We start from the raw sequence: 16532 nt of genomic DNA, 5'->3' as shown, positions 1-16532 counted from the left end.
CGGAAACAAATCAAGACCTTTGCCGCTTTCGCCCGGCATATTCTGTGGTACGCTTATAGCAGGCGAAGCCCCGTTCGCGGGGCTTCGGAATCTTGTTTACAACGCAAAAGGTAACCGTCATGGACCGATATCCACGCTCTAATGGTTCAATCGTCGAACGTGCCAACAGCGGCATTCAGGCCTACATGGCGCAGGTTTACGGCTGGATGACCTGCGGTCTGCTGCTGACGGCGTTCGTTTCCTGGTATGCGGCCAACACGCCCGCGATCCTCAACTTCATCTTCTCCAGCCAGATCACCTTCTTCGGCCTGATCATCGCCCAACTGGCGCTGGTGTTCGTGATTTCCGGCATGGTCAACCGCCTGAGCGGCGCGGTGGCCACTTCGCTGTTCATGCTGTACTCGGCGCTGACCGGGCTGACGCTGTCGAGCATCTTCATCGCCTACACCTACAGCTCGATCGCCAGCACCTTCGTGGTCACCGCCGGCATGTTTGGCGCCATGAGCCTGTACGGTTACACCACCAAGCGCGATCTGAGCGGCTTCGGCAGCATGCTGTTCATGGCGCTGATCGGCATCGTGCTGGCCTCGCTGGTGAACATCTGGCTGAAAAGCACCGCGCTGATGTGGGCGATCACCTACATCGGGGTGGTGGTGTTCGTCGGCCTGACCGCGTACGACACGCAAAAACTCAAGGCGATGGGCGAGCAGCTGAACGCCGATGATAAAGACAGCTTCCGCAAGTACGCCATCGTCGGCGCGCTGACGCTGTATCTCGACTTCATCAACCTGTTCCTGATGTTGTTGCGTATCTTCGGCAACCGTCGCTAAATCCGTGGCCTTTCAAGCAGCAGCTTGAAATCCCTAGGACTTACCAGGCTCTGCATGTGACATGCAGAGCCTTTTTTATGCGATTTTGCGGCGGAACAGCGCGTAGGCGGCGCTGCCGGTGGTGGCGGTGATCACCAGCAGCGGCCACAGGCTGTGCCAGATGATGTCGAAGCTGGCGTCCTTCAGGTAGATCTGCTTGGTGATGTCGGTGAAGTGGCGTATCGGGTTAACCCAGGTCAGATCCTGCAGCCACACCGGCATATTCTCCACCGGCGAGACGTAACCCGAGAGCAAGATCGCCGGCATCATGAACACGAACACGCCGATGAACGCCTGCTGCTGAGTGGCGCACAGCGACGAGATCAGCAGGCCGAAACCGACCAGCGACAGCCCGTAGATCAGCATGGTGGCATAGAACAGCAGCAGCGATCCGGCAAACGGGATCTGGTACAGGAAGATGCCGATCAGCAGCACGATGCTGGCCTGGAAGCTGGCGACGATCAGCGCCGGCACCGCCTTGCCGATAAAGATCTGCCAGGTGGTGAGCGGCGAGACCAGCAGCTGTTCCAGCGTGCCCTGTTCGCGTTCGCGCGCCACCGACAGCGAGGTGACGATCAGCACGCCGATGGTGGTGATCATGGCGATCAGCGACGGCACCACGAACCATTTGTAGTCCAGATTCGGGTTATACCAGTTGCGCACCACCAGCTCGCTGTTATTGGGTTTGGCGCGGTTGCCGAGCAGCTCGTTCTGATATTCCTGCACGATCTGCTGCACGTAGTTGGCGGCGATCTGCGCGCTGTTGGAGTTGCGCCCGTCGAGCAGCAGCTGCAGCGGCGCGGTGTTGCCGGCGGCGATATCGCGCGAGAACTGCGCCGGGAAGCGGATCAGCAGCAGCGCTCGCTGGTTATCGATGGTGGTCTTTATCTCCTGCGGGCTGCGCAGCAGCAGCACGTGTTGAAAGGCCTTGGCCTTGGCGAAGCGCTGGGTCAGCTCTACCGAGGCTTGGCCGCTGTCCTCGCTGTAGACCGCGATGGTGGCGTTGGTGACTTCCAGCGTCGCGGCGAACGGGAACAGCAGCACCTGCAGGATCACCGGCATGATTAAAATGGCGCGGGTTTGCGGATCGCGCAGCAGCGCCTGCATTTCCTTGATGATGAGCGTCAACAGACGATGAAACATCGCTCTTTCTCCTCAATCCAGCCGGCGCTGGGTTTTCCAGGCCGTCAGGCCGATGAACACCACGGCAGAAGCGATCAGGAACAGCAGATTGATCAGCAGCACGGTGCCGACGTTGCCCGCCAGGAACAGCGTTTGCAGCGTGCTGACGAAGTAGCGCGCCGGAATGATGTAGGTCACCGCGCGCACGATGGCCGGCATGCTGTCGATCTGGAAGATGAAGCCGGACAGCATGATCGACGGCAGGAAGGCGGCGTTCAGCGCCACCATCGCCGCATTGAACTGATTGCGGGTGAGGGTGGAGATCAGCAGGCCCATGCCGAGGGTGCTGGCGAGGAACAGGCTGCTGATCAGCAGCAGGATCAGCAGCGAGCCGCGATAGGGCACGCCGAGCACCCAGACCGCCACCGCCATGCACAGCGCCATGGCGGCCATGCCGAGGAAGTAATAAGGGATCAGCTTGGAGAGCAGCAGCTCGCTGCGCGTCACCTGGGTGGACAGCAGGGCCTCCATGGTGCCGCGCTCCCATTCGCGGGCGATCACCAGCGAGGTGAGGATGGCGCCGATCACCGTCATGATGATGGTGATGGCGCCGGGAATGATGTAGTGCCGGCTGATGGCCGCCGGGTTGAACCAGTAGCGCATCTGCACGTCAATCAGCGGTTTGTCGCTGTTACCCCGATCGGCGGCGCGCTGCTGCTGCCAAACTTGCCATACGCCCTGGGCGTAACCCTGCACGAAGTTGGCGGTGTTCGGCTCGCTGCCGTCGGTGATCACCTGGATAGGGGCGCTGTCGTGCGGGCGCGCCATGCGCTGGTCGAAATCCACCGGGATCACCACCAGGCCGCGGATCGTGCCGGCCTGCATCTGCTGGATCAGCCGTTGGCGGTTGTCGCTGATGGTCGGTTCGATATAGGGCGAGCCGGCGAAGGCGTGGGCCAGATCGCGCGCGTCTTCGCTTTGCTGCTCCATCAGAATGCCCAGATGCAGCTTGCTGGAGTCCAGGTTGATGCCGTAGCCGAAGATAAACAGCAGCATCAGCGGGATGACGAAGGCGATCAGGCCGCTGCTGGGATCGCGCAGTATCTGCCGCGTTTCCTTCAGGCACAGCGCGCGCAGCCGGCGCCAGGAGAAGCCGCCGTCGTCGATTGGGGTGCGGTTATCGCTCACCGTGATTCCTCCTCATCGTAGCCCTGCACCAGCTCGATAAACGCCTGCTCCATCGAGGGGTTGGGATTGTCGTCGCGCGCCACCTGCTGTTTGAGATCGTCCGGCGTGCCGGCGGCGATGATCTTGCCGCGGTACACCAGGCCGATGCGGTCGCAGTACTCCGCCTCGTCCATAAAGTGGGTGGTCACCATCACCGTGACGCCCTTGTCGACCATGCCGTTGATGTGCAACCAGAACTCGCGCCGCGTCAGCGGATCGACGCCGGAAGTCGGTTCGTCGAGGAACAGGATATCCGGTTCGTGCATCAGCGCGCAGGCCAGCGCCAGGCGCTGTTTGAAGCCGAGCGGCAGCGCGTCCGGCGTCTGATCGAGGATCGGCGCGAAGTTGAAGGCGCGAGACATCTCGTCGATTTTGTCGCGCTGCGCCTTGCCGCCCAGGCCGTAGACGCCGGAGAAGAACTTCAGGTTTTGCGCCACCGTCAGGTTGCCGTACAGCGAGAATTTTTGCGCCATGTAGCCGAGCCGCTGGCGCGCCTTGCCGGAGCTGGTCTTCAGATCCATCCCCAGCACCAGCGCCTTGCCGCTGGAGGGGATCAGCAGGCCGCACATCATTTTGAAGGTGGTGGACTTGCCGGCGCCATTCGGCCCGAGCAGGCCGAAAATTTCGCCGCGCCGCACCTGGAAATCAACGTGATCGGTAGCGGCGAAGTCGCCGAATTTTTTGGTCAGCTGCACCGCTTCGATCACCGTTTCACCGCTTGCGCCGTTGACGGTTGGCATGATCTCCGCCAGCGCCGAGCGGTGGTTGGGGCCGCCGCCGAGCAGATCGATAAACGCATCCTCGAAGCGCGGATCCGCTTCGTTCAGTTCGGCATCCGGCAGATCCAGCGCCTGCAGCAGCCGGCGGTGATCTTCGCCTTCTTTCAGGATCAGGCGCAGATATTTGCCCTGGATCACCCCGTCGGTGACCGCCGGCAGACAGATCGCCCGCTGCAGCAAGGATCGATGGCTGCCGGGGGGCGCGGCGATCAACACCGTGCGCCCGGCCATACGGCGGGTCAGCGCCTGCGGCGCGCCGCTGAACAGCAGCTCGCCCTCGTTGAGCAGCAGCACTTCGCGGCACTGCTCGGCTTCGTCGAGATAAGACGTGCTCCACAGGATCAACATGCCGTCGTTGGCCAGCTCGTGCACCATGCGCCACAGCTCGCGGCGCGAGATCGGATCGACGCCGACGCCCGGTTCATCCAGCAACAGCACCTGAGGTTCGCCCAGCAGCGTGCAGGCCAGGCCCAGCTTTTGCTTCATGCCGCCGGACAGCTTGCCCGCCAGGCGCTCGGTGAAGCGGGTCAGATCGGTGAATTGCAACAGCCGCTCGAAGGTCTGGCGGCGAAGATCGCCGGTGACGCCGCGCAGATCGGCGTACAGCGTCAGGTTCTCCATCACCGTCAGATCCTCATACAGCCCGAACTTCTGCGGCATGTAACCGAGGATCGCGTGCAGTTGACGATCCTGCGCGATCGGATCCAGCCCGGCGACCCGCAGTTTGCCGCTGCTGGGTTGCAGCAGCCCGGCCAGCATGCGCAGCAGGGTGGTTTTGCCGGCGCCGTCCGGGCCGACCAGCCCAATCACCGCGCCGCTGCGCAGGGTGGTGGTCAGGCTGGCGACCGCCGGTTTCTCAAGCGACGGGAAGCGCTTCTCCAGCCCTTCCAGCTCAATGGTGTGCGCCTGTTCCATGGCCGGCCTCAGGGTTTGGCGAAGCGCAGGGTGACCGGCATGCCCTGGCGCAGCGCGTCGTCGGCGTCGGTGACGATCACCCGCAGGCGGTACACCAGATCGGTGCGCAGATCCGGCGTTTCAACGCTTTTCGGCGTGAATTCGGCGGTCGGCGAGACGAAGCCGATCTTGCCGTGATAAGGCTTGCCGGGGCGGCCGTCGGTGTAGATCTCCAGTTCGGTGCCGGGCACCGCCTGGCTCAGGCTGGTTTCGTTGACGTAGGCGCGCACCCACACCGGCCGGGTCAGCGACAGGGTGAAGACCGTGCCGCCGGCGCCGAGCATGGTGCCCGGCTCCACCGCGCGGGTCAGCACCGTACCGGCGGAAGGGGAGACCAGCGTGGCGTCTTGCAGGTTCAACTGCGCCTGTGCCAGCGCCGCCTCGCTCTGCGCCACGTCGGCCTTGGCCTGTTCGATTTCTTGCGGGCGGTTGCCGCTGAGGTATTGCGACAGCTTGTCTTTCGCCGCCTGCAGGTTGGCCTGCGCCTGATTGCGGGCGGTGCGCGCATCCTCCAGCGCGTCGGCGGAGGTGGCGTTTTTCGCCCACAGCCCCTGCTGGCGTTTCAGGAAGCTGTCGGCGTAGGCGAAGGCGGACTGGCGCTGCGCCATTTCCGACCGCACCTGGGCGATCTCTTCGCTGCGGTAGCCGGCCTGCAGCAGCGACAGCTTGGCGCGCGCGCTGCCGACGTTGGCTTCGGCCTGCTGCAGCGCGTTGCGGTAGGGCGCGTCGTCCAGCTTACCGAGCAGTTGGCCCGGCTGAACGGCATCACCTTCATCCACCGTCAGCGACGCCAGGCGGCCGTCGACGCGAAAGCCGAGGTTCACCGTGCGGATATCGACGTTGCCGTACAGCGTCAGCGGCTTATCCTGCTGCTGTTGGTAATGCCATACCCCGTAAGCGGCGGCCGCGATCAGCAGAATTAACAACACGATCAAGGCACTGCGTTTTTTGTTCATAACACTCCCTGCCTGAATTTACGCGCCGTGACGTTGGCGCAGCCCAACAACCAGAATCTCGATATGCTCGCTCAGCACCGCCGCGATTTGCGCCGCTTCGCCCTCGCCAATCTCTTGCCAGCCGGCCTGACGGCGGATGGTTTCGCGCGCCACGCGGAACGACAGCACCTCGCCGATCAGCGCATGGGTATGCAGCACGAGGCGGGGGGCGCGTTCGTCGATGCCGGTGGCGGCCGCCAGCAGGCGGCACAGCCGCTCGTGCATCGGCGCGATCACCTGGCTGTGGATCAGCGGGTAGGCGTCGGTCGGGGCGAGCTGTTCGCGCGACATGATTTTGCTCAGGTTCAGCGTGTGCGGCTGGGTCATCAGTTCGCTGAAGGCCAGCAGGCCACGCTGCAGCAAACGCAGCGCCGCGTCGGGTGAGCGCTGCGCGACGGGCTGTTGCCAGAAGCGATCGACCTCTTCGGCCAGCGGGGCGAACGCCTGCTGGATGAAATCGGCGAGCGACTGCGCCACGGCCAGGTACAGCCCCTCTTTGGAGCTGAAGTAATAGGTGATGGCGGCGATGTTCTGGCCGGCGCGCTGGGCGATATCGCGGGTGGTGGCGCCCTGCAGGCCATATTCGCCGAACAGGTCGGTCGCCGCGGCGAGCAACTGCCGGCGCGCTTGCTCGCCGCGCGCCCGGCCGGCGGCCTGATGAGGTACGGAAGCGGGCATGGGTCACGCTCGAAGTTAATCAATCATATGATTAACTTTATGTCAGATTGTTTAAAATGCAACCGCCAATCACAATGCGTTATGTGATCGGCTTCAGACAATGCTGAATTTACGGCAGATTGTGCTCTCCGCGCGTAAAAGTGCTTTTTATTGCGCGACTTCTGTTACAATCGCCGCCTGGTGCACTGCAGTTTGTGCCAATCCCTCGTGGTCATGCTTAATGCCCCGTCTGATCATCCTCCCAGGAAACTGCACCGAACACCGTTAGGTTAGGGGGGATCTGGAGTTTTTCTCTTTATGTCATTTGAAACCCTCGGCTTAAGTGCTGAAATTGTGCGCGCTGTTGAAGAACAGGGCTATCGCGAACCGACGCCAATTCAGCGTCAGGCTATTCCTGTCGTGCTGGAAGGTCGTGACCTGATGGCCAGCGCCCAGACCGGCACCGGTAAAACCGCCGGTTTTACCCTGCCGCTATTGCAGTTGCTGAGCAAGCATGACCATCCGGTCAAAGGCCGTCGCCCGGTGCGCGCGCTGATCCTGACGCCAACCCGTGAGCTGGCGGCGCAGATCGGCGAAAACGTCGATGCCTACAGCAAACACCTGCGCCTGCGTTCGCTGGTGGTGTTTGGCGGCGTGAGCATCAACCCGCAGATGATGAAGCTGCGCGGCGGCGTCGATATCCTGGTGGCGACGCCGGGTCGTCTGCTGGATCTGGAACATCAGAACGCGGTTGACCTGTCCAAAATCGAAATTCTGGTGCTGGACGAAGCGGACCGCATGCTGGACATGGGCTTTATCCACGACATCCGCCGCGTGCTGGCCAAGCTGCCGGCCAAGCGTCAGAACCTGCTGTTCTCCGCCACCTTCTCCGACGACATCAAGGCGCTGGCCAACAAGCTGCTGCACAACCCGGCTTCGGTAGAAGTGGCGCGCCGCAACACCGCGTCCGAGCAGATCGAACAGAGCGTGCATTTCGTCGACAAGAAGCGTAAGCGGGAACTGCTGTCGCAGATGATCGGCGAAGGCGACTGGAAACAGGTGCTGGTGTTTACCCGCACCAAGCACGGCGCCAACCACCTGGCGGAGCAGCTGAACAAAGACGGCATCACCGCCGCGGCTATCCACGGCAACAAGAGCCAGGGCGCCCGTACCCGTGCGCTGGCGGACTTCAAAGACGGCCGCATCCGCGTGCTGGTGGCCACCGACATCGCGGCGCGCGGTCTGGATATCGACCAGCTGCCGCACGTGGTGAACTACGAGCTGCCTAACGTGCCGGAAGACTACGTGCACCGTATCGGCCGTACCGGCCGCGCGGAGCGCACCGGCGAAGCTATCTCGCTGGTGTGCGTGGACGAGCACAAGCTGCTGCGCGACATCGAGCGTCTGCTGAAGCGTGAAATTCCACGCATCGCGCTGCCGGGCTACGAGCCGGATCCGACCATCAAGGCCGAGCCGATCATCAACGGCCGCCAGGGTGGCGGGCGCGGTGCGCCGCGCGGCAACGGCGGTGGCCAGCGTTCCGGTAACGGCGGCGGTCAGCGCAGCGGTAACGCGAACGGCGGCCAGCGTGAAAACCGCGGCAACGGCAACGGCAACGGTAACGCCCGCCCGCAGGGGGACGGCCAGCGCCGTTCCGGCGCGCCTTCGCGCCGCCCGCGCAATCGCAAACCGGCCGAATAAGCCTGATTGCTCTAAGAGTAAGCCGCCGATACGGGCGGCTTTTTTTTGCCTGGCGGAAAGGCATTTTCGTACTAGGCTGGACGGTGGCTACCCCTAGATTCCAGGAGACGGAGATGAAATTGAAGTGCGCAATTCTCGATGATTACCAGCAGGTGGCGCTCAAGATGGCGGACTGGTCGGCGCTGGCCGAGCGGGTGGAGGTGTCCGCCATCAGCGCGCACTTTACCGATGAGGCGGAGCTGGCGGTGCATCTGCAGGAGTGCGACATTCTGGTCATCATGCGCGAGCGAACGCCGATGACTGCCTCGCTGCTGGCGCGGCTGCCGAAGCTGAAGCTGCTGATCACCTCCGGTATGCGCAACGCCGCTATCGATTTGGCCGCCGCCGCCGAGCGCGGCGTGGTGGTGTGCGGCACCAGCAGCGGATCGGCGGCGCCGATGGAGCTGACCTGGGCGCTGCTACTCGGGTTGGCGAAGCATATCGTGCCGGAAAGCGTCGGGCTGCAAAACAACGGCCCGTGGCAGCGGGATCTCGGTGTCACCCTGCAGGGGAAAACGCTGGGGCTGCTGGGGCTGGGCAAGATCGGCGGCCAGATGGCCCGGGTGGCGCAGGCGTTCGGCATGCGGGTGCTGGCCTGGAGCCAGAACCTGACGGCGGAAAGGGCGGCGCAGGAGGGGGCTGAACTGGCGCCGTCCAAACGGGCGTTGTTCGAGCAGAGCGATTTTGTCTCTATCCACCTGGTGCTGAGCGATCGCAGCCGCGGGCTGGTGGGGCGTGACGAATTGACGGCGATGAAGCCCACCGCTTACCTGCTCAACACCTCGCGTGCGGCGATCGTCGATCGGGCAGCGTTGGTGGACGTGCTGCAACAGCGGAAGATCGCCGGCGCCGGGCTGGACGTGTTCGAGACGGAGCCGCTGCCGGCCGACGATGCGTTTCGTCAGCTGCCCAACGTGCTGGCGACGCCGCATGTGGGCTACGTGGCGGACGACAACTACCGCGCCTACTTCACCGAGGCGGTCGAGGATATTGCGGCGTTCCTCGCCGGCCAACCGATCCGCCGGCTGGGCTGACGGCGCTTTTAATGCCCGCAGAGGCTTGTCTGGCGCGGGCATTCACCCGTATCATTGCGGGTCTTTTTTTAGCTGGGATTGGTCATGCGCGTATTATTGGCTCCGATGGAGGGCGTTCTCGATTCTTTGGTGCGTGAGTTGCTCACCGAGGTGAACGACTACGATCTGTGCATCACCGAATTTTTGCGCGTGGTCGATCAGCTGCTGCCGGCCAAGTCGTTCTACCGGCTGTGCCCGGAGCTGCGCCACGCCAGCCGCACGCCGTCGGGCACGCTGGTGCGCGTACAGCTGCTGGGGCAGCACCCGCAGTGGCTGGCGGAGAACGCCGCGCGCGCGGTGGAGCTGGGCTCTTACGGCGTCGATCTCAACTGCGGCTGCCCGTCCAAGCTGGTGAACGGCAGCGGCGGCGGGGCGACGCTGCTCAAAGATCCGGAATTGATCTACCAGGGCGCCAAAGCGATGCGCGCAGCGGTGCCGGCTCATCTGCCGGTCACGGTGAAGGTGCGTTTGGGTTGGGACTCCTCCAACCGCAGTTTTGAAATCGCCGATGCGGTGCAGCAGGCGGGCGCCAGCGAGCTGACGGTGCATGGCCGCACCAAAGAGGACGGCTACAAGGCGGATCGCATCAACTGGGCGGCGATCGGCGAGATCCGCCAACGACTGAGCATTCCGGTGATCGCCAACGGCGAGATCTGGGATTACCGGAGCGCGCAGGATTGCCTGCAGGCGACCGGCTGCGACGCCATCATGCTGGGGCGCGGCGCGCTCAACGTGCCGAACCTGAGCCGGGTGGTGAAGTACAACGAACCGCGTATGCCCTGGCCGCAGGTGGTTGAGCTGCTGCAAAAATACGTCCATCTGGAAAAGCAGGGCGACACCGGCCTGTATCACGTGGCGCGTATCAAACAGTGGCTGGGCTATTTGCGCAAGGAATATGACGAAGCCACCGAACTGTTCAGCGAAATACGCGCGCTGACGACCTCGGGGGATATTGCGCGCGTCATCTGCCGCAGCTAAAAATAAACCCGCACGCGGCGGGTTTATTTAAATCGGTATTATCAGGCGGCGTTGTCGAGACGGTTCAATTCTATCTCGATATCCTGAATGGTTTTTTCCAGCCCTTCCAGACAGGCACCCTGTTTATTCAACAGGTCGTTAATGGCTTCGGCGAATGCCTTATTTTTGCATTCCCCCTGATCGAAGGCCAGCCAGTGTGCGGAGAGCGTCTCGGTATTCGACTGCGCATAGTGGCGCATTTCCTTCAGCTGGGAAGCGACGTTGCGTAAATTATCCAGCTGCGCCTGTGCGTTTGCATTGTTGCTCATGAATTTCTCCTTGAGTTGGCCGTTAAATAATTTCGACTGCGGGATAAAGCTTACCCTATCTAAATAAAAATATCACCCTTGTCGGCCCTGGCAGTTATTTTTGAATGAAAGCGGCTGTATTTATTTTTCGATTGAACAAGGACTTGGGTGGAATTGTAAAAATAGATAAATACGGTTTTTGAGACGGTTATTTCCGGCCATTCTATGCGGAATGGCCGTTATTCTAACGCTTAAGAGTGATGCTTATTATGCTGCGTCCGCCAGCATAAACATGCCGTAGGGGTGAATTTCCAGATAATACTGTTCGCCGACGTTCGGCTGCAGGCGAGTGGCGTTAACCTGCAGCAAAATCTGCTGCCCATGCCACGCCACCGTCACCTCATACTGCGGCCCCATGTAGGCGACATGCTGGATCACGCAGCGCTGGCTTTCCTCGCCGTGCTCGCTCAGCGTGATCGCTTCCGGCCGCACGCCCACCGTGCCGGCGCCTTCGGTGGCAAAGTGCGCGGGGCGCGGCAGGCGATAGCCGCTGATATCGACATAGTCCGCGCTGAAGCCGGCCGGGAACAGGTTGGCGTCCCCCATGAAGCTCGCCATAAAGCGCGACGCCGGCTGCCGATAGAGATCCTGCGGCGAGCCTATCTGCATGATATGCCCCTTGTTCATCACCAGCACGGTGTCTGAGACCGCGAAAGCCTCGCTCTGATCGTGGGTGACGTACAGCGACGTGATATCAAACTGCTTTTGCAGCTCGCGGATCTTTTCGCGCATGCTGCGGCGCAGGTTGGCGTCGAGGTTGCTCAACGGCTCGTCGAACAGCAGCACTTTCGGCTTGAGGATCAGCGCGCGCGCCAGCGCCACGCGCTGCTGTTGGCCGCCGGAGATCTGATCGACATAGCGATCGTCGAACCCCGCCAGATCCACCATCGCCAGCGCTTCCTGCACGCGCGCTTTCACTTCGGCGCGCGGAATGCCGAGCATCTTCAGGCCATAGCCGACGTTTTCCCCCAGCGACATGTGCGGGAACAGGGCATAAGACTGGAACACCATGCAGATGTCACGCTGCTGGATGGAACGATGGGTGACGTCTTCGCCATCAATGAATATCTGCCCGTCGCTCGGTTTCTCCAGCCCGGCGACCAGGCGCAAAATGGTGGTCTTGCCGCAGCCGGAAGGGCCGAGCAGCGTCACCATCTGCCCCCTAGGGATGGTGAGCGCGATGTTATCGATCACCGTGTTGCTGCCGAACCGTTTGGAGACGTTGCGCAGTTCAACGAAATTTTTCTGGCTCATCATGGGCTCCATTACGCCTGGTTTTTGGCTTTTGAACGGGAGATGCGTGCCTCGCCGATCAGCCAGTCAAAGAGGAAAATAATCGCCAGCATCACCACGATCAGAATTGAACCGTAGGCGATCGCCACCCCGTATTCGCCGTCTTCCACGCGGTTGAGGATGTAGGCGGTGGCCACGCGGGTATCGGGCGTCACCAGGAAGACGATGGCGCTGACGGTGGTGATGGCGCGCACGAAGCTGTAGATCAGCGCCGACAGGATCGCCGGGCGCAGCAGCGGCAGCAGGATGTGCGTAATGGTGCGCAGCGAGCCGGCGCGCAGGCTGAGCGAGGCTTCGTCCAGCGATTTGTCTATCTGGCCCAGCCCGGCAATCCCGGCGCGAATGCCCACCGGCACGTTGCGCATCACCATCGAGATAATCACGATGGCGGCCGTCCCGGTGAGGTACACCGGCGCGCTGTTGAAGGCGAGAATGTAAGAGACGCCGGCCACGGTGCCCGGCACCGCAAAGCACAGCATGGTGGTGAACTCGATGGTCTTTTTGCCCTTGAACTGCTGGCGCACCACGATCCAGGCGATCAGCAGGCCGAAGGCGGCGGTGATCGGCGCGGCGATCCCGGCGTACAGCAGCGTGTCGAGCAGCGAAGGCCACGCGCCGTCGCTCATGCCCTGGCCGAACAGCTTGATGAAGTTATCCAGCGTCAGCGTGTAATCCACCCCCCAGTTGACGGTGAAGCTGCCGTAGAAAATGCTGCCGTAGAGCAGGGCGTTAAAGGCTATCCACACCGCCAGCAACGCGATCACGCCCCACACCAGCGTGACCGGCAGCGGCTGTACGTCACCGCGATAGGATTTGCCGGACACGGTGACGTAAGAGCGTTTGCCGATCCACAGGTACTGGATGCAGAACACCAGCAGCGAGAACAGCAGCAGGAAGGCGCCGAGGGTGCTGGCGGCCTGATAGTCGAGCTGCGAGCCGGTGATGTAGAAATAGATTTGCGTCGCCAGCACGTCGAAGTTGCCGCCGAGCACCAGCGGGTTACTGAAGTCGGCCAGCGATTGCACCACCACGATCAAAAACGCGTTGGCCAGCGCCGGTTTCAGCAGCGGCACGAACACGCCGTTAAAGGTTTGCCAGCGGCTGGCGCGCAGGGTGTAGGAGGCTTCTTCCAGCGAAGGATGAATGGTCTTGATCGCGCCGTCGAGGATCATGAACGCCATCGGCGTGAACGCCAGCACCTGCGCCAGCCAGATGCCGGTAAAGCCGTACAGCCAGTTGGTGTTGGTCAGGCCGAACCAGGCCACCATCCACTCGGTGACGTAGCCGGAGCGCCCCATCATCAGCGTGACGCCCAGGCCGACGACGAACGGCGGCGTGACGATGGGCAGGATGGAGAAGATGCGGCCGATAATGGCGCTGCGCCTGGCGATGCGGGTGGTGTAAATCGCCAGCACCAGGCCGAAGAAGGTGCAGCCGGCGCCCACCGCGATCGACAGGGCGATGGAGTTGAGGATCACCTGAACGATATGCGCCTGCGACAGCACGTTCATAAACGCCAGCGGCGCGAACGCACCCGTCTGGTCGGTGAACATCGGAATGAAAATCGCGATGCTCGGCCAGACGATGAAGACGCCGATCAGCGCCACGATGGTGACCAGCGCACCGATAACGAAACGGTCGCCACCCAGCCATTCGAGGCGGGTCAGCGCCAGCGTCATGATGGCGCCCAGCGCGGTCAATTGCACCAGGGTGGCGTAGCCTAAACCGCGCCCCGCCACCGTGGCGCTGACGACGATAAAGGCCATGCACAGCAGCGCCCAGCCGGCATCGAACGCGTGGCGCCGCCGCCGTTCACCGCCCGCCGGGGCGTAGGGGCGAAGCAGCAGCAGGCTCGGCAACAGGCACCATAGCCAGCTGACATTGCGGTGTGACCAGCCGTAGGCCGCGAGGATTTCATCGCCGGTGGACTCCAGCAGGCCGTAATCCAGGCTCCAGCTCGGCAGCAGGGCGAACGCCAGCCAGCCAAGCAAGACCCAAAGGAATATCGCATCTCGTTTTTCCACGAGATGGAGAGCATGTGTATGTGACATAAGTTTCCCGGATGTTCAGGCCGGGTAAGGCGTGAGGCTTACCCGGCAACAGGCGCAGAATGCGGGCTTATTTACCCATCTTGACTTCGCTGACCCATTTGTTGATCAGCGCCTTGCGGACCTCGGTCGAGCCGTATTTGTCCATGTCGTAGTTGATCAGCTTCAGATCGTCGAGCTTCAGCGAGTTCGGCGAGGTAGCGGCGGTGGTATTGGTCAGGATCTGATAGGACTTGCCTTTCTGCCATGCCAGTTCCTGCGCCTCTTTCGACAGCACCCAATCCACGAACAGCTTGGCGTTATCGAGGTTGCGCGCGCCTTTGAGGATGCTGACGCCGCCGATTTCGTAGCCGGTGCCTTCACAAGGCGAGATCAGCTCAAGCGGCGCGCCCTGTTCTTTTTCGAGCGAGTAGTCATGCAGGAAACCGATGCCGATCGCCGTTTCACCGCGGGCGGCGTTGCGCGCCGGGGCAATGCCGGACTTGGTGTACTGTGAGACGTTGGCGTTCAGCTGCTTGAGGTAATCGAACGCCTGATCGTCTCCCCACAGCTGGGCAAAGGTCGCCAGCGCGGTGTAGGCGGTGCCGGAGCTCTGCGGATCGGCGATTTGAATCTCGCCTTTGTATTCCGGCTTGGTCAGGTCTTTCCAGCACTTGGGCACCGGCAGGTTTTTCTCTTTCAGGCGCTGGGTATTGACGCCAAAGCCGAGAATGCCGACGTAGACCGCCGAGGAGTAGTTGCCTTTCAGCTTCGCCGGATCGCGGAATTGTGGCATCACCTGGTCGAGGTTCGGCGATTTGTACGGCTGCAGCAGCCCCATTTCACCGGCCTGGGATTGCGGATCGAGCGTGCCGCCGTACCAGACGTCCGCCTGCGGGTTTTTCTTCTCGGCGTCCACTTTCGCCAGCGTGCTGCCGGAGCCGTTGCGGATGAACGAGGTTTTCACGTCATATTTCTCGCCGAAGGCTTTGGTTTCCGCTTCGCACATTTCATTGGTGGCGCTGCAGTAGACCACCAGACGGCCCTTGGCGTGCGCGGCGCCGCTCAGCGTGGCCAGCGCGATGCCGGAAGCTATCAGGGTAGTGACTAAGGTTTTTTTCATTGTTTTATCCTTCTCTCGGTAGAGGTGGTAACGCTCGCCATCAGCAGCGGCATCAGCAATAAACCCATAAGAACGGCGGCGATCGACAGCAAACTGAACATGCCTGACCAGCCGTAGCCTTCGATGATCTGCGACAGCGGCCAGCCCGCCAGCGCGGCCCCCAGGTAAGCGAACAGGCCGAGAAAACCGGTGATGGAGCCCGCTGCGCCTTTGTGCCCGCATTCCACGGCGGCGAGGCCAATCAGCATCTGTGGGCCGAAGACAAAAAAGCCCACCGCAAAGAAACAGCCCGCCAGCAGCGCGTAGTGATGCACCGGCGCCAGCCACAGCGCGGCGACGGAAACCATCAGCCCGAGCGTGAACAGCAAAATCATCGGCGCGCGCTGCCCGCCGAACAGCAAATCCGAGCCCCAGCCGGCGAACAGCGCGCCGAGCAGGCCGCCTACCTCGAACAGCATCACCGTGGCGTTGGCGCTGAGCAGGTTGACGCCGTGGCTTTCCGTCAGCCAGAGATTGCCCCAGTCGTTCAACGCGATGCGGATCAGGTAGACCAGCACGTAAGAGACGCCGAGCAGCCAGATCATCGGGTTCTTCAGCATCGTGGTGCGCAACATCTGCCACAGCCCCATCGGCGGGCTTTGCTGTTCCTGGCGCAGCTCCAGCGGATCGTGGCGCCACTGGCCGACCGACGGCAGGCCTTCTTCCTGCGGCGTGCCCGTCAGCCGCCGCGTGAGCCAGATGCCCAACACCATGCTGACGGCGCCCGGGATCAGCATCGCCGCCTGCCAGCCCCAGCGCTGGGCGGCGAAGGCGCTGATCAGCGGCACGATCGCGCCGCCGAGGTTGATCGACATATTCCAGCAGCCCCACCAGAAGCCGCGCTCGTTGCGCGAATACCAGTGGGTCAGCAGCCGCGCGCAGGGCGGCCAGCCCCAGCCCTGAAAGAAGCCGTTCAGCGCCCAGACCGCCAGCAGCAGCGTCAGCGATTCGCCGAAGGCGAACGCCACGTTCAGCAAGCCGGTGGCGAACAGGCCGATCCCCATAAACCTGCGCTGCCCGTGGCCGTCGTGCCACAGTCCGGCGGCGAATTTCGACAGGCCGTAGCTCAGGTAAAACAGCGAGCCGAGCAGGCCGATGTCCCCTTTATCCAGCCCCAAATCCGTTTGCAGCGCCGGCAGCACGTAATTCACGCTTTTGCGCGTCAGGTAAAAGGCGGCGTACCCGATGACCATGTACAGCAGCAGTCGCGGGCGCAGCGCGCGGTAACGATGATCGATTTCAGATGCCGAGCGTGCCTGCATAGCCGCCTCCCTGGTGCTGACTATAAGAAGGTGAAAGGGAAAGGGGA

The 16532-nt window shown here is 62.4% G+C and carries 14 protein-coding genes; 4 read left to right on the top strand and 10 right to left on the bottom strand.

Annotated elements, in window-relative coordinates:
- The first annotated feature begins 119 nt into the window (after positions 1-119).
- Entirely contained in the window at positions 120-830 is a 711-nt protein-coding gene (locus ACJ8HB_RS04805) for a Bax inhibitor-1/YccA family protein (protein WP_033637508.1), read from the top strand.
- Positions 831-905: 75 nt separating this feature from the next.
- Here ACJ8HB_RS04805 and ACJ8HB_RS04800 read toward each other — a convergent pair whose 3' ends face one another.
- The 5 genes from ACJ8HB_RS04800 to cecR are packed head-to-tail and all read right to left on the bottom strand — an operon-like array spanning position 906 to position 6624.
- Complete coding sequence (locus ACJ8HB_RS04800) at positions 906-2012, bottom strand: ABC transporter permease (protein WP_047568816.1); 1107 nt, start codon at positions 2010-2012, stop codon at positions 906-908.
- A 12-nt stretch (positions 2013-2024) separates the two neighbouring features.
- Positions 2025-3179 (bottom strand): ABC transporter permease, encoded by a 1155-nt coding sequence (locus ACJ8HB_RS04795; RefSeq protein ID WP_033637510.1) that lies wholly within the window; start codon positions 3177-3179, stop codon positions 2025-2027.
- Entirely contained in the window at positions 3176-4912 is a 1737-nt protein-coding gene (locus tag ACJ8HB_RS04790) for an ATP-binding cassette domain-containing protein (RefSeq protein ID WP_047568813.1), read from the bottom strand. Before ACJ8HB_RS04790 ends, ACJ8HB_RS04795 begins: the two co-directional genes overlap by 4 nt.
- An 8-nt stretch (positions 4913-4920) precedes the next feature.
- Entirely contained in the window at positions 4921-5907 is a 987-nt protein-coding gene (gene hlyD / locus ACJ8HB_RS04785) for a secretion protein HlyD (RefSeq protein WP_047568811.1), read from the bottom strand.
- Positions 5908-5925: 18 nt separating this feature from the next.
- On the bottom strand, positions 5926-6624 hold the full coding sequence (cecR, locus tag ACJ8HB_RS04780) for a transcriptional regulator CecR (protein ID WP_041033964.1): 699 nt from the start codon (positions 6622-6624) through the stop codon (positions 5926-5928).
- A 297-nt stretch (positions 6625-6921) separates the two neighbouring features.
- Here cecR and rhlE point away from each other — a divergent pair, with 297 nt between their 5' ends.
- The 3 genes from rhlE (at position 6922) to dusC (ending at position 10394) form a co-directional block, all read left to right on the top strand.
- Entirely contained in the window at positions 6922-8304 is a 1383-nt protein-coding gene (gene rhlE, locus ACJ8HB_RS04775) for an ATP-dependent RNA helicase RhlE (RefSeq protein WP_033653500.1), read from the top strand.
- Between the two features lie 113 nt (positions 8305-8417).
- Positions 8418-9377, top strand: coding sequence for a D-2-hydroxyacid dehydrogenase family protein (locus tag ACJ8HB_RS04770; RefSeq protein ID WP_047568809.1), 960 nt, complete (start codon positions 8418-8420; stop codon positions 9375-9377).
- 84 nt (positions 9378-9461) lie between these two features.
- A complete protein-coding gene (gene dusC / locus ACJ8HB_RS04765) occupies positions 9462-10394 on the top strand; it encodes a tRNA dihydrouridine(16) synthase DusC (protein WP_047568807.1) in 933 nt (310 codons plus the stop codon).
- Positions 10395-10435: 41 nt separating this feature from the next.
- Here dusC and ACJ8HB_RS04760 read toward each other — a convergent pair whose 3' ends face one another.
- The 5 genes from ACJ8HB_RS04760 to uhpC form a co-directional block, all read right to left on the bottom strand.
- Positions 10436-10702: a hypothetical protein gene (locus ACJ8HB_RS04760; protein WP_033637517.1), complete on the bottom strand. Its 267-nt coding sequence runs from the start codon at positions 10700-10702 to the stop codon at positions 10436-10438.
- 246 nt (positions 10703-10948) lie between these two features.
- Entirely contained in the window at positions 10949-11995 is a 1047-nt protein-coding gene (fbpC, locus tag ACJ8HB_RS04755) for a ferric ABC transporter ATP-binding protein (protein ID WP_047568805.1), read from the bottom strand.
- An 11-nt stretch (positions 11996-12006) separates the two neighbouring features.
- Positions 12007-14085, bottom strand: a complete 2079-nt coding sequence (locus ACJ8HB_RS04750; protein WP_047568803.1) for an ABC transporter permease — start codon at positions 14083-14085, stop codon at positions 12007-12009.
- Between the two features lie 67 nt (positions 14086-14152).
- A complete protein-coding gene (locus ACJ8HB_RS04745; protein ID WP_047568801.1) occupies positions 14153-15184 on the bottom strand; it encodes an ABC transporter substrate-binding protein in 1032 nt (343 codons plus the stop codon).
- Positions 15181-16509, bottom strand: coding sequence for an MFS transporter family glucose-6-phosphate receptor UhpC (uhpC, locus tag ACJ8HB_RS04740; RefSeq protein ID WP_223307181.1), 1329 nt, complete (start codon positions 16507-16509; stop codon positions 15181-15183). Before uhpC ends, ACJ8HB_RS04745 begins: the two co-directional genes overlap by 4 nt.
- Between the last annotated feature and the right edge of the window lie 23 nt (positions 16510-16532).

The sequence above is a fragment of the Serratia sp. CY27727 genome (assembly GCF_052169275.1).
In the GTDB taxonomy this organism is placed as follows: domain Bacteria; phylum Pseudomonadota; class Gammaproteobacteria; order Enterobacterales; family Enterobacteriaceae; genus Serratia; species Serratia sarumanii.
This window is presented reverse-complemented; position numbering and strand designations above follow the sequence as displayed.